Genomic DNA, 13,017 nt, shown 5'->3' on the forward strand with positions numbered 1-13,017 from the left:
CCCCGTACGCGCAGCCAGGGCCGCCGCCTCCAGGCGGGACCCCACTCCGAGCTTCATCAGCACGCGCTGGACGTGGGTGCGGGCCGTGGACGGGGCTATGCCCATGCCGGCTGCGATCAGGCGGGTGTCCTCGCCGTCGGCGACGCGGACCAGGACCTCGACCTCGCGCGGGGTCAGCATCTGGAGCAGGCGCTGGCCCTCGTCGTCGGGCTGGGTGGCGGGGTTCAGGAGTTCGCTGAAGGCGCCCTGGAGGAGGGCCGGGGCCACCGCCGCCTCGCCCGCCCGGGCCTTCATGATGGCCCGTTCGACGCCCTCGATGCGCTCGTCGTGCCGTACGTATCCCGAGGCACCCGCGGCGAACGCGGCGGCGATGCCGCGGGGGCTGGGCACGGGGCCCAGGACGAGGACCGCCACCTGGGGGCGCTCCCGCTTGATCTTCACCACCGGGTCGAAGATGCCCGGTTCCGCGGGGGTCGCCGTGCCGAGCAGGCACACCTCGGGAGCCCGTGTGATGACCAGCTCCGCCGCACCCGCCGCGGGCGCCGCCGCCGCGAGCACCCGGTGCCCGCGCAGCTTCAGCGCCGAGGCCAGCGCCTCCGCGAGCAGTCGGTGGTCGTCGACCACCATGAGCCGCACTCCCATCGAGCCACCCCCCAGTCCTCCCCATGGTTGCCCGCCAAGGCCACCCACCGGTCCCCTCGGAAAGGAGCCCCCCGGCTCCGCCCGCCCCTTCATGCGCCCTTCATGCCCCCGGAAGCTACACGCTTGTTCGACGTTGCGCTCCCCCTACTGGTGAGAAGTGCCCACTATTACCGCTATCCCCCTCTTAGGTGGTATACGCGCAGCGGCTCATCCCCACGTCATGACGGGGGTCGGCGGCCGACGGGACACCCGACCTTAGGGCTCATCCGGCGCACGTAGGCACTCTGCCTCCTTGCGTCCCGATCACGCCCACAATCGGCCAAGGTTCGACCTGCGTGGACCGATCGCCGACCGCTTTCTTCCGTGCATACCGTGCAGTGGTGGCGCGAGGGGGTTCAGCCGGTGCCGAAGGCGATGGCGAGGTCCTCCTCCTCGTCGTCGTAGGGCTCGTCGGCGAAGTGCTGGGCCAGGAACAGGCGGCCGTCGCGGTACAGGATCTCCGCGCTCTCCGGCCCGAGTCGCGACACCGCCCTGCGGGCCGTCTCCTCGGCGGGCGCCCTGAGGAGTTCGGTCTCCTCGAACGTGGCGCCGTCGATGCTCACGACCCGCGCCCCCTCGCCGTACGCCGGGATCTTGTACGCGATGAGGTCGGGGCCGTCCATGCGCAGCGGGGCGAAGGAGTACTCGTCACCCGCCACCGCCTCCTCGCCGGTGCGCTCCCCCGTGGCCAGGTCGATGGCGACGATCTCGTTGGTCCGGGTGTACGCCGCCTCGCCCTCGTGGTCCTCGGTGGCTATGTACAGCTTGCCGTTGCCGACCGCCAGCCGTGAGCACTCCCCGATCTGCGTGATCCCGTCGCACCTGGCGGCGTACTCGTCGCCCGGCGCCGTGATCTTCGTGCGCAGCTCGCCCGTCTTCCCGTCGATGAAGAAGAAGTCCGAGATGCCGCTGCCGTCGCCGGCGTTGTCCCCGACGTCGGCGGCCACCACGAGCGGCTCGGTGGACACGATGCTCGCGTACTCGATGCCCGTCGTCATCCGGTACTCGGAGAGCATCTTCCCCGACTTCGGGTCCAGGGTCCGGATGTGCAGCTGCCGGTTCCCGTAGTCGCCGCACTTGCGGACCACGACGAGTGCCGGACCGCCCTCGTACCCGGCGTCGTAGCAGGTGTCGTCCCTCTTCGAGTCCCACAGGAGCTCACCGGTGGAGACGTCGAACGCGGCGCCGCTGCTGGTGCCGCCCACCGCGACCGTGCCGCCGCTCAGGGTGACGTTGCTGAAGGTGGTCTTGAAGTCGCCCTTGCCGATCGACTTCGTCCAGGTCTTCTCGCCCGCGTCGAGATCGACGACCGAGACCTCGGAGCAGCCGTGCGACCGCGTCTCCTCGGTCGGCATGGCGGGCTGGTGGAGGATCGCCGTCCTGTTGTCCTCCGTGAGGTGGCGGCCGGTGGCGCACACCGGGCCGGGCAGCTTCACCGTCCACCGCTTCGTGCCCTTGTCGAGGTCGTACCCGACGACCTGGGCGATGCCGCTCTTGGCGTACACCCGGTCCGTGAGCCAGGAGCCCTCGACGTTGACGCTCCGGTCGCCCTCGATCTTCGGCATGGGCACCTGGAACAGGACGTCGGCGGCGGTGTCGGACGGGACCCTCTCCTGGGCCTCCCCGGCGGTCCCGGACGCGCCGCCGGTGTCCTCGCCGCCGTCCTCGCCACCGGTGCCGCCGGTGCTCGCGGTGTTCTTCTTGTCGTCGTCCTTGCCCGCGGACTGCGCGTACCAGACGCCTCCGCCGGCGACCAGCGCGCCGACGGCGACCGCCGCGACGACGACCAGCCAGGTCCTGGGCTTCTTCCCGCCGCCCTGGCCGGGGGGCATCTGGGGGTGCGGGGGCCCGGCCGGCGGCTGGTAGCCGTACGGGGGATGCCCGTACGGGGGGTGCCCGTACTGCGGCTGTCCGTACGGCTGTTGTCCGTGCTGCGGCTGTCCGTACGGAGGAGACGGCTGTCCGCCCGGGTAGCCGTACGGCGGCGGGGGCGGTGCCTGCGGATAGCCGTAACCCGGGCCCTGGGCGGGCGGAGGAGCCTGCGGCGGCTGGTTCGGCGGGGGCGGAGGTGTCGGTCCCGGTCCCTGCGGTGTACCGAAGCCACCCTGCGGCGGCTGGTCGGGCGGCTGAGTCATCAGCGCGTTCCCCCTGTTCGCTGCTTTCGAGCCACCCGCGGTCGTGCGTGGTGCCGCGTCACGGACTGCTGCGAGCCTTCTGTCCCAGTCGGCCCTTTCTATCACTCGGAAGCCCGTACGCAGGGGGCCGGTCGCTCCCCTGTTCCCTGGGGAGGACCGGCCCGTGACGCCCTCGTTATGCGGGGCGTCTCACGCGTCCTCGGCGAGTTCCAGCCAGCGCAGCTCCAGTTCCTCCCGCTGCCCGGCCAACTCCCGCAGCTCCGCGTCCAGTTCCGCGACCTTCGCGAAGTCGGTCGCGTGCTCGGCGATGCGCGCGTGCAGCGACTTCTCCTTCTCGGAGATCTTGTCCAACTGCCGCTCGATCTTCTGCAGTTCCTTCTTCGCGGCACGCTGGTCGGCCGCGTTCCTCTCCGGCGCGGCGTTGTCGGCCGGCTTCACAGCGGCCTTCGGCGCCGCGGCGGCGGCCGTCTCCTCCATGCGCCGACGCCGCTCCAGGTACTCGTCGATCCCGCGCGGCAGCATCCGCAGGGTGCCGTCGCCGAGCAGCGCGTGCACCCGGTCCGTGGTCCGCTCGACGAAGAAACGGTCGTGGGAGATGACCACCATCGAGCCGGGCCAGCCGTCGAGGAGGTCCTCCAGCTGGGTCAGCGTCTCGATGTCGAGGTCGTTGGTGGGCTCGTCGAGGAAGAGGACGTTCGGCTCGTCCATGAGGAGGCGGAGCAGCTGGAGGCGCCGGCGCTCACCACCGGAGAGGTCGCCGACCGGCGTCCACTGCTTCTCCTTGCCGAAGCCGAAGGTCTCGCAGAGCTGGCCCGCGGTCATCTCGCGCCCCTTGCCGAGGTCGACCCGGTCGCGGACCGCCTGTACGGCCTCCAGCACCCGCCACTTGGGGTCGAGTTCGGCGACCTCCTGGGAGAGGTAGGCGAGCTTCACCGTCCTGCCCACGCGGACGCGTCCGGCCGCGGGCTGCTCCTCGCCCTCGCTGTACGCGGCGTCGGCGAGCGCCCGCAGCAGGGAGGTCTTGCCCGCGCCGTTCACGCCGACGAGGCCGATGCGGTCACCGGGGCCGAGCTGCCAGGTGAGGTGCTTGAGCAGCACCTTGGGCCCGGCCTGGATCGTCACGTCCTCCAGGTCGAACACGGTCTTGCCGAGCCGGGAGGAGGCGAACTTCATCAGCTCGCTGCTGTCGCGCGGCGGCGGCACGTCCGCGATCAGCTCGTTGGCGGCCTCGACGCGGAAGCGCGGCTTGGAGGTGCGGGCGGGGGCGCCGCGCCGCAGCCAGGCCAGCTCCTTGCGGACCAGGTTCTGCCGCTTGGCCTCCTCGGTGGCGGCGATGCGCTCCCGCTCGGCGCGGGCGAAGACGTAGTCGGAGTAGCCGCCCTCGTACTCGTGGACGGCGCCGCGCTGCACGTCCCACATGCGGGTGCAGACCTGGTCCAGGAACCAGCGGTCGTGGGTGACGCAGACGAGGGCCGAGCGGCGGTCGCGCAGGTGCGCGGCGAGCCAGGCGATGCCCTCCACGTCGAGGTGGTTGGTGGGCTCGTCGAGGACGAGCACCTCCTGCTCCTCGATGAGCAGCTTGGCGAGCGCGATGCGGCGCCGCTCGCCACCGGAGAGCGGGCCGATCACGGTGTCCAGGCCCTGCGGGAAGCCGGGCAGGTCGAGCCCGCCGAAGAGGCCGGTCAGGACGTCGCGGATGCGCGCGTTCCCCGCCCACTCGTGGTCGGCCAGGTCGCCGATGACCTCGTGCCGGACGGTGGCCGCCGGGTCGAGCGAGTCGTGCTGGGTGAGGACGCCGAGGCGCAGCCCGCCGTTGTGGGTGACCCGGCCGGTGTCGGCCTCCTCCAGCTTGGCGAGGACGCGGATCAGCGTGGTCTTGCCGTCGCCGTTGCGTCCGACCACGCCGATGCGGTCGCCCTCGGAGACGCCGAGCGAGATCCCGTCGAGCAGGGCCCGGGTGCCGTACACCTTGCTGACGTTCTCGACATTGACCAGATTGACGGCCATTACTCTCCTGCACGCGGGGGCGGATCAGCCTCCCAGGGTACGGCGTGTTCCGGGCCCGTCAGCCAGTGCGGCGGATCACGGTGGCCCCGGGCGCCGGCGAGTCCGCGACGCGGGTGGCCCGGCAGGTGCCGGAGGCGAGCAGCGCGGCGGCGACGGCCTGCGCGGACTCCGCGTCGCGCGCGAGGAACGCCGTGGTGGGCCCGGAGCCCGAGACCAGCCCGGCCAGGGCACCGGCCGCCCGGCCCGCCGCGAGGGTGTCCGTGAGCGAGGGGAAGAGCGAGAGCGCGGCGGGCTGGAGGTCGTTGGCGAGGGTGGCCGCGAGGGCGTCGGTGTCACCCTTGGCGAGGGCGGCGAGCAGGTCCTCGGAGGCGGCCGGCTCCGGGATCACGATGCCTTCGCCCAGCCGGTCGAACTCCCGGTAGACGGCCGGGGTCGACAGGCCGCCGTCCGCGACCGCGAACACCCAGTGGAAGGTGCCGCCCACGTCCAGCGGGCGCAGCCGCTCGCCCCGGCCCGTGCCGAGGGCCGCGCCGCCGACCAGGCTGAACGGCACGTCGCTGCCGAGCTCGGCGCAGATTTCGAGGAGCTCGTCGCGGGAGGCGCGGGTGCCCCACAGCGCGTCGCAGGCGAGCAGCGCGCCCGCCGCGTCGGCGCTGCCGCCCGCCATGCCGCCGGCGACGGGGATGTCCTTGTCGATGTGCAGGTGCACGGCGGCGTCGGCATCGACGTCCAGGCCGTGGCGCTCGGCGAGGGCGAGGGCGGCGCGGGCCGCGAGGTTCGTCCGGTCCAGGGGGACCTGGCCGGCGCCCGGCCCGGCGCACGTGACGCGCAGCTCGTCGGCGGGGGTGGCGGTGACCTCGTCGTACAGGCCGACGGCGAGGAAGACGTTGGCGAGGTCGTGGAAGCCGTCGGGGCGGGCGCCGCCCACCGCGAGCTGGACGTTGACCTTGGCGGGGACGCGGACGGTGACGCTCACTGCTGGACCGGCTCCTCGGGCACGTGGGCGGCGGACTTGTGCTCGGCGATGCGGGCGAACTCCTCGACCGTGAGGGACTCCCCCCGCGCCTGCGGCGAGACCCCGGCGGCGACGAGGGCGGCCTCGGCCGCGGCGGCCGAACCGGCCCATCCGGCGAGGGCGGCCCGCAGGGTCTTGCGGCGCTGGGCGAAGGCCGCGTCGACGACGGCGAAGACCTCCCGCCTGGAGGCGGTGGTCGCGACGGGCTCGGCGCGGCGGACCAGCGAGACGAGGCCGCTGTCCACGTTCGGCGCGGGCCAGAAGACGTTGCGCCCGATGGACCCGGCCCGCTTGACCTCGGCGTACCAGCCGGCCTTCACGGACGGCACCCCGTACACCCGCGACCCCGGCCCGGCGGCCAGCCGGTCGGCGACCTCCGCCTGCACCATGACGAGCGTGCGCTCGATGCTCGGGAAGGTGTCGAGCATGTGCAGCAGGACGGGCACGGCGACGTTGTACGGCAGGTTGGCGACCAGCGCGGTCGGCGCGGGGCCGGGCAGCTCGCGCACCTGCATCGCGTCGGAGTGCACCAGCGCGAACCGCTCCGCCCGCTCGGGCATGCGGGCGGCGATCGTGGCGGGCAGCGCGGCGGCCAGCACGTCGTCGATCTCGACGGCGGTGACCCGGTCGGCGGCCTCCAGCAGGGCGAGCGTCAGCGAACCGAGACCGGGGCCCACCTCGACCACCACGTCGTCGGGCCGCACGTCGGCGGTCCGCACGATGCGCCGCACGGTGTTGGCGTCGATCACGAAGTTCTGGCCGCGCTGCTTGGTGGGACGCACGCCGAGGGCCGCGGCCAGTTCACGGATGTCGGCGGGGCCCAGCAGGGCGTCCGGGATGGGGCTGCTCACGCCCCAAGGGTACGGGGCCGGGAGCGGGCCCCGGCCCGGGCGGGTGACGGGGCGTGCGCCGGCCGTCCGTCTCCCGGGCGGGGGACGGGTCCGCGCCGGCCGTCCGTCTTCCCGGCCGGACGCCGGGAGCCGCGCCGGCCGTCCGTCTCCCCGGCCGGGCACCGGGCTCCGCGCCGCTCGGCCGTCTCACTCGTGCAGCTCGCTCCCGCAGTGCGGCCAGGGGCTGGCGCCGCGTTGCACGTACAGCTTCTTCGCGCGATAGGTCTGCTCCGCGACCGGCGCGTCCTGCGGGCGGCCCTGGCCGCCGATGCTCTGCCAGGTCCGCCGGTCGAACTGGTAGAGGCCGCCGTACGTCCCCGAGGAGTCCACCGCGTCGGGCCGGCCGCCGGACTCGCAGTGCGCGAGGCCGTCCCAGTCCAGGTGGTCGGTGCCCTGCACGGAGGCGGGCATGGGCTTGGTGCCCACCTTGACCACCTGGGTGCGGGGCGCCCGGATCATCTCGGCGTACAGCCGACGGGGCTTCTGCTTGACGCCGTTGACGGTGCGCAGGGCGTACGCGACCCGGCGCACACCCTGTTCCCCGGCCTGCTCGACGACCTCGGTGCCCTGGAACAGGGCGGGGTCGTCCCGCCGCTCCACGTCGAACGGGATCGGCTCCTCACGGAACTCCTTCGTACCCCTGATCCGGAGCACGGTGATCGTCTGCCCGTCCCGCGGGAAGCTCTCCCGCGGCACCGATGTGGTGTCCTGCCCCTCCAGGGTGATCCCGGCCTGGTCCACGGCCTCGCCGACGGTCGCCGCGTTCGTGCGGATCCGGCGGGCCCGGCCGTCCGCCATGACGGTGACGGTGCGCTCGGTCCGGACGTCCAGTGCCAGCCCCGCCCGGCCGATCCGCCGGGTGCGTTCGGCGGACACGTACGCGCCCTCCGAACGCACCCCGAGCTCCTCGAGCGCCCCCTCGACCGTGCGTGCCGTCGTCCACAGCCGGCGCCGCTGCCCGTCCAGGGTCAGCCGCACGGGCCGCCCGTACTCCACGGCGACCTCGTCCCCCGTGGCCAGGGGGACACCGGGGGCGGGGGCCACCACGTCGTGGGCGCCCACGGCGACGCCCTCCCGGGCGAGCAGTTCGGTCACGTCGTCCGCGAAGGTGTGCAGGGTCCGCGGCCGGCCGTCGACGCTCAGTTCGATCGCCTTGTCCTGGGCGACGAACGCGGTGGTGCCGCCCGCCAGGAACGCCACGACGAGGGCCTGCGGCACCAGCCGGCGCAACGGGGCGGGCCGTTCGGGGGTGCGTCTGCGGCGCGCGGCCCGCCGGGCCCCGGCCCGGCCCCCGTCGGCCTGCCGCGGGAGGGCGACCTCGGGTTCGTCGTCCGCGGGCCCGTCCTCCGGCGGGTCGTCCATGGGCAGGGCGTCCCGGTCCTCGTAGGCGGGCCGGTAGGTGTCGCGGGCGTACGCCGTGTACGGGAGCGCGTCGTACGCGAGGTCCTCCGAAGGGTCCAGGGAGGTGTGCCCGGCGGCGTGCACGGCGGCGTGCACGGGCGGGTGCGCGCGGTACGGGTCGGTGCCACCGTGGCGGGGCCGCTGTCGCGGGTCGGGGTACGGGGCCGGGCTCGCCGGATATGCCTGGCCCGGTCCGTACGTCTCGTAGGGCGAGTACTGCGAGGGGTGCGCGTTGCTCAAGACGAGACGCTCCTGAGGGGGCCGGCCGGATCGGGGCGACCAGAACCTAGCGGAGCCCGTGTCACTCTCCAAAGCCACACGACTACACACAGCTACTACACGAGACGGCACCGCACCGCCGATCACTCGGACGGCGGAGTGCGGCGGCCGGGCGGCGGGAGGTGCCGGTACGCGAAGGCGCGGGGTGTCAGTACGTGGAGGAGCGGGGTGTCAGTACGCGAAGGCCCGCGCGGTGTTCGCGGCGATCGCCGTCGCCAGCGCGTCCTCGTCGATGCCCCGCACCGCCGCCATGGCGCGCACCGTGACCGGAACGAGATACGGGGCGTTGGGCCGTCCGCGGTACGGCGCCGGGGTGAGGAACGGCGCGTCGGTCTCGACGAGGACCAGTTCCAGCGGCGCCACGGCCAGGGCGTCGCGCAGCGGCTGGGCGTTCTTGAAGGTCATGTTGCCGGCGAAGGACATGAAGTAGCCGGCGCGGGCGCACACCTCGGCCATCGCGGCGTCGCCGGAGTAGCAGTGGAAGACGGTCCGCTCGGGCGCGCCCTCCTCCTTCAGGATCCGCAGCACGTCGTCGTGGGCCTCGCGGTCGTGGATGACCAGTGTCTTGCCCTGTCGCTTGGCGATCTCTATGTGGGCGCGGAAGGAACGCTCCTGCGCGTCCTTCCCCTCGGGCCCGGTGCGGAAGTAGTCCAGGCCCGTCTCGCCGACGGCCTTCACCTGGGGCAGCGCGGCCAGCCGGTCGATCTCCGCGAGCGCCTCGTCGAGCGCCGCGTCCCCGCCGGGCTGCCGGGCGCCCTGTCGGCTCCAGCCGTCGGGGTCGCCGTGCACGATGCGCGGCGCCTCGTTCGGGTGCAGCGCGACGGCCGCGTGGACGCTGTCGTACGCCGCCGCCGTCTCGGCCGCCCAGCGCGAGCCGTTCAGGTCACAGCCCACCTGCACGACCGTGGTCACGCCCACCGAGGCGGCCTTGGCGAGGGCCTCCTCCACCGTGCCGGACTGCATGTCGAGGTGGGTGTGCGAGTCGGCGACGGGCACCCGCAGCGGGGCGGGGAGCGGGGGCGCGGCGTTCTTGTCAGAGGTGTCAGAAGTGCTGGAGGGCATGCCCCGATCCTACGAAAGGGGCATGCCCTGGTCCGTGCCCGGAAGTCAGCCGGTCCTGCGCTGGAAGGGGTGGAGGAGGTCGGACAGGTGCCAGTGCTGCCCGCGGGACGTCCCGTCCGCCGGGGCCGGGGCCGGGGGCGTCCCGCCCGCCGCGGCCGACGGCGTCCCGTCCGCCGACGCCTCGTCCGCCGGCATCTCGTCCGCCGGCGTCCCGGACCGGGGTGCCCGGCGGGTCTGCCCCGGCAGGAGGCAGTTCCGCGCCGAGGCCGAGGACACCTGCCCCGGCCGCATGATCCGCACCAGGTGGCCGTCGCACTTCACGCAGGCGGGCCGGGTCAGCGGCGACGGGACAACGATGCCGTCCGCCACGTACAGCACGAACTCCCGGCCCTCGGTGTCGCGGTGGTGCTCTATCTCGTAGGACTGCTCCCAGCCGTGCCCGCAGCGCATGCAGGCGAAGGAGTACGACTCGTGGACGACGGCGGTGGCCGCACCTCGGTTGCCGATCTGCCCTGAGACCTCTGTCATGCCGGCTCCTGGTTGTTGCTGGACAACACCCCGGCAGGGGGATCGGCCGGGATGTGCCCGGATCCCCCTGGGGCGGGAACGGGTACGTCCCCTCGACCAGTGGACTCCTCCGTCGGCGCGCGCGCACCGGACCTGTCAACTGTTGGAGCGGATTTGGCCTGGGCTTGTGGCGAAGCCCCTGGTCCGAGGGGCGCGCTTTGCCTTGGGCCGTCGCCCCTTTGCCCGCGCATGGGGCGCCGGGACGGGCCGCGCGCCGAAGCGGGCGCCGACGGGGCGGGACGGCCGCCCGGGTACGTTCAGCCGCGCCCCGCGTCCGTCGACCCTGTGGCGTTCGACGCGTTCTTCGCCGCGACCACGGCGTCGAAGACCTCGCGCTTGGGCAGACCCGCCGCCGCGGCCACCGCGGCGATCGCCTCCTTGCGCCGCTCCCCCGCCTCCTCGCGCACCCGCACCCGGCGCACCAGCTCGTCCGCGTCCAGCTCCTCGGCACCCTTATCCGGGGCGCCCTCGACCACGACGGTGATCTCTCCCCGTACCCCTTCGGCGGCCCACGCGGCCAGCTCGCCCAGGGGCGCCCGTTTGACCTCCTCGTACGTCTTGGTCAGCTCGCGGCAGACGGCGGCCCGCCGCTCCGCCCCGAACACCTCCGCCATCGCGGCGAGGGTGTCGTCGAGCCGGTGCGGGGCCTCGAAGTACACGAGCGTGCGCCGCTCGTCGGCGACCTCCCGCAGCCGCCCCAGCCGCTCCCCCGCCTTCCGCGGCAGGAACCCCTCGAAGCAGAACCGGTCCACGGGCAGCCCGGACAGCGCCAGCGCGGTGAGCACGGCGGAGGGGCCCGGCACGGCGGTCACCCGGATGTCCCGCTCCACGGCGGCGGCGACCAGCCGGTAGCCGGGATCGGACACGCTCGGCATGCCCGCGTCCGTGACCAGCAGCACCCGCGAGCCGCCCGCCAGCGCCTCGACGAGCTCGGGCGTACGAGCGGCCTCGTTGCCCTCGAAGTACGAGACGACCCGGCCGGCCGGCTGCACGCCGAGCGCCTGCGTGAGCCGCCGCAGCCGCCGGGTGTCCTCCGCGGCGACCACGTCCGCCGAGGCCAGCTCCGTGGCCAGCCGGGGCGGTGCGTCCGCGACGTCGCCGATGGGGGTGCCTGCCAACACAAGGGTTCCTGTCACGACGACCAGTCTCGCAGGACCTCCCCCGGCCGCCCGGGGCGGACGTCACGGTGCCCGTTCCTGGCCCGGGCACGGGACTGGCACAGACACGTTCCCTACGATGGCGCGGTGACGAGTACCGCGTCCTCCACGGACACCCCGGCAGGGCAGGGGCAGACGACCGACGACCAGCGGCCGTCGTGGCAGCAGCGGCTGCGCCGGTTCGGATACACCGGGCAGCCGAGAAGCGATGTCCGCGACCGGCTGGTGCCCCCGTACAGCCGGCCGGGCCCGCGCCTGTGGGCCGTGCTCGGGGTGGGCGGGGACGCCGCCGCGCGCCTCACGCGCTGGTCCGCGTGGGGCGGCCCGCTGCTCGTGACGCTCTTCGCCGGTCTCCTGAGGTTCTGGGACCTGGGCAGTCCGAAGGCGGTGATATTCGACGAGACGTACTACGCCAAGGACGCGTGGGCGATCGTCCACCGCGGGTTCGAGGTCAACTGGGCCAAGGACGCCAACGACCTGATCCTGCAGAACAACGGCAACGTCCCGATCCCGACCGACGCCGCCTACGTGGTCCATCCGCCGGTCGGCAAGTACGTCATCGGGCTCGGCGAGTGGCTGTTCGGCTTCACGCCGTTCGGCTGGCGCTTCATGACGGCGGTGCTCGGCACCCTGTCCGTGCTGATGCTCTGCCGGATCGGCCGCCGCCTGTTCCGCTCCACCTTCCTCGGCTGCCTGGCGGGCACCCTGATGGCGGTGGACGGCCTGCACTTCGTGATGAGCCGCACGGCGCTGCTCGACCAGGTGCTGATGTTCTTCGTACTGGCCGCCTTCGGCTGCCTCGTCATCGACCGCGACAAGGCACGGGCCCGCCTCGCGGCCGCGCTGCCGGCGGACGAGGACGGTGTCGTACGCCCGAACGCGCAGGTGGCCGACACCCTCACCCTCGGCCTGCGCCCGTGGCGCTGGCTGGCGGGCCTCTGCCTGGGCCTGGCCTTCGCCACCAAGTGGAACGGTCTGGTCTTCCTGGCCTTCTTCGGCGTGCTGACCGTGCTGTGGGACGTGGGCGCCCGCAAGGTCGCCGGCGCCCGGCGCCCGTACCGCGCGGTCATCCGGCACGACCTGGGCTGGGCCTTCCTCTCGACCGTCCCCGTGGCCCTCGCGACGTACCTGGTCTCGTGGACCGGCTGGATCCTTTCGCCCGACGACGGCACCGGCGGCTACTTCCGCGACTGGGCGGCGACGGACGGCAAGGACAGCTCCTGGAGCTGGCTGTTCCCGGACTGGTGGCGCAGCCTGTGGCACTACGAGACCGAGGTCTACGACTTCCACAAGGGCCTGTCCTCCCCGCACACCTACGAGTCCAACCCGTGGAGCTGGATCGTCACCGGCCGCCCGGTCTCGTACTTCTACGAGTCCCCCCTGCCCGGCAAGGACGGCTGCCCCACGGACACGGCCGACAAGTGCGCCCGCGAGGTCCTGGCCATCGGCACTCCCCTGCTGTGGTGGGCCGCCGGCTTCGCCCTGCTCTACGTCCTCTGGCGCTGGCTCTTCCGCCGCGACTGGCGGGCCGGCGCGATCGTCTGCGGCATCGCTGCCGGCTGGCTGCCCTGGTTCATGTACCAGGAGCGCACGATCTTCTTCTTCTACGCGGTCGTCTTCCTCCCCTTCCTCTGCCTGGCCCTGACCATGATGCTCGGCGCGATCATCGGCCCCCCCGGCTCCCCGGAACGCCGCCGCGTCGTGGGGGCCGTGGGGGCGGGGGTGCTGGTCCTGCTGATCGCCTGGAACTTCATCTACTTCTGGCCGCTGTACACCGGCACCCCGATCCCGATAGACGACTGGCGGGGGCGGATGTGGCTGGA

The 13,017-nt window shown here is 73.4% G+C and carries 10 protein-coding genes; 1 reads left to right on the top strand and 9 read right to left on the bottom strand.

From position 1 onward, the window contains the following. The 9 genes from UW392_RS46645 to rsmI all read right to left on the bottom strand — a co-directional run. Nucleotides 1–642 (bottom strand): helix-turn-helix transcriptional regulator (locus UW392_RS46645; RefSeq protein WP_320781425.1); only part of this gene is annotated, 642 nt, incomplete at its 3' end. A gap of 395 nt (nt 643–1,037) precedes the next feature. Next, the gene (locus UW392_RS46650; protein WP_320781426.1) at nt 1,038–2,816 is read right to left on the bottom strand and encodes a PQQ-binding-like beta-propeller repeat protein; all 1,779 of its coding nucleotides are present in this window, start codon (nt 2,814–2,816) and stop codon (nt 1,038–1,040) included. A gap of 189 nt (nt 2,817–3,005) precedes the next feature. Beyond that, a complete protein-coding gene (locus UW392_RS46655; protein WP_320781427.1) occupies nt 3,006–4,823 on the bottom strand; it encodes an ABC-F family ATP-binding cassette domain-containing protein in 1,818 nt (605 codons plus the stop codon). A gap of 58 nt (nt 4,824–4,881) precedes the next feature. Further along, on the bottom strand, nt 4,882–5,799 hold the full coding sequence (locus UW392_RS46660) for a 4-(cytidine 5'-diphospho)-2-C-methyl-D-erythritol kinase (protein WP_320781428.1): 918 nt from the start codon (nt 5,797–5,799) through the stop codon (nt 4,882–4,884). After that, on the bottom strand, nt 5,796–6,689 hold the full coding sequence (rsmA, locus tag UW392_RS46665) for a 16S rRNA (adenine(1518)-N(6)/adenine(1519)-N(6))-dimethyltransferase RsmA (protein WP_320781429.1): 894 nt from the start codon (nt 6,687–6,689) through the stop codon (nt 5,796–5,798). Before rsmA ends, UW392_RS46660 begins: the two co-directional genes overlap by 4 nt. 186 nt (nt 6,690–6,875) lie before the next feature. After that, nucleotides 6,876–8,369 carry a ubiquitin-like domain-containing protein gene (locus UW392_RS46670; protein ID WP_320781430.1) on the bottom strand — a complete coding sequence of 498 codons (1,494 nt, stop codon included), beginning with the start codon at nt 8,367–8,369 and terminating at the stop codon, nt 6,876–6,878. Nucleotides 8,370–8,579: 210 nt separating this feature from the next. Beyond that, the gene (locus tag UW392_RS46675; RefSeq protein ID WP_320781431.1) at nt 8,580–9,470 is read right to left on the bottom strand and encodes a TatD family hydrolase; all 891 of its coding nucleotides are present in this window, start codon (nt 9,468–9,470) and stop codon (nt 8,580–8,582) included. A gap of 45 nt (nt 9,471–9,515) precedes the next feature. Continuing rightward, nucleotides 9,516–9,998, bottom strand: coding sequence for a hypothetical protein (locus tag UW392_RS46680; RefSeq protein WP_320781432.1), 483 nt, complete (start codon nt 9,996–9,998; stop codon nt 9,516–9,518). A 296-nt stretch (nt 9,999–10,294) separates the two neighbouring features. After that, nucleotides 10,295–11,173, bottom strand: coding sequence for a 16S rRNA (cytidine(1402)-2'-O)-methyltransferase (gene rsmI, locus UW392_RS46685; RefSeq protein WP_320781433.1), 879 nt, complete (start codon nt 11,171–11,173; stop codon nt 10,295–10,297). Nucleotides 11,174–11,281: 108 nt separating this feature from the next. On the opposite strand from rsmI, the gene UW392_RS46690 reads away from it, so the two are divergent. Then, nucleotides 11,282–13,017 (top strand): dolichyl-phosphate-mannose--protein mannosyltransferase (locus UW392_RS46690; protein WP_320781434.1); only part of this gene is annotated, 1,736 nt, incomplete at its 3' end.

This window comes from Streptomyces sp. CRN 30 (genome assembly GCF_034105845.1).

Bases quoted from the DNA above. Each gene is read 5' to 3' on its own strand.
- UW392_RS46675 (WP_320781431.1), bottom strand. From the start codon at position 9,470: ATGCCCTCCAGCACTTCTGACACCTCTGACAAGAACGCCGCGCCCCCG.
- UW392_RS46680 (WP_320781432.1), bottom strand. From the start codon at position 9,998: ATGACAGAGGTCTCAGGGCAGATCGGCAACCGAGGTGCGGCCACCGCC.
- UW392_RS46650 (WP_320781426.1), bottom strand. From the start codon at position 2,816: ATGACTCAGCCGCCCGACCAGCCGCCGCAGGGTGGCTTCGGTACACCG.
- UW392_RS46655 (WP_320781427.1), bottom strand. From the start codon at position 4,823: ATGGCCGTCAATCTGGTCAATGTCGAGAACGTCAGCAAGGTGTACGGC.